The 504-nt window shown below is 65.1% G+C and carries 1 protein-coding gene; it reads right to left on the reverse strand.

Features of this window, described 5'->3' with window-relative positions; all coding sequences use genetic code 11:
• A partial coding sequence (locus tag FQ705_RS30945) for a PmbA/TldA family metallopeptidase (RefSeq protein ID WP_313955688.1) occupies positions 1 to 404 on the reverse strand: 404 nt, incomplete at its 3' end.
• Positions 405 to 504 lie beyond the last annotated feature (100 nt).

Below are 504 nucleotides of genomic sequence, written 5' to 3' on the forward strand. Positions count from 1 at the left end.
ATCTCGTCGAGCGTCCAGTCCAGCGGATGATGGAGATCGAGATCGGGAAAGGCCCTGGCCAACTCGCATGGATCGGCGAAGCCGGCCGCGGGATCGGGCTCGGTCGCGGCGGTACTGTCGATTGCCGCGCGAACGATCTTCTTCAGCCCCTCGTCCGACAGGTCAGACGATTTCGCGAAGGCACGTTTCCCGTCGCGAAAGACCGTCACCGTCATCTCCAGGGTGCCGCTGAAACCGCGATCCGTCTGCACCCCGTTCGTCACGGTAACGATGCGCGATTCGGCGGCCTCCATCTCGACACGCGTTCCCTCGGCGCCCGCCAGCCGCGCGAACTCGATCGCGCGCTCGGCCGAACTTTCCAGTTCGGCGGCGACGTTTTGCAACTGCGTACTGCTCGACTGCATCAGCCTGCCTCCTCCGCTACGCGGCATCGTGTCATTGCATGCCTCAGGCGATCTGCCTGGTGAGCGAAATCAGCAGGTCGCCGATCGCGCGGCCGCGCTC

The organism is Paraburkholderia sp. BCC1884 (assembly GCF_900996225.1).
Taxonomy (GTDB): domain Bacteria; phylum Pseudomonadota; class Gammaproteobacteria; order Burkholderiales; family Burkholderiaceae; genus Paraburkholderia.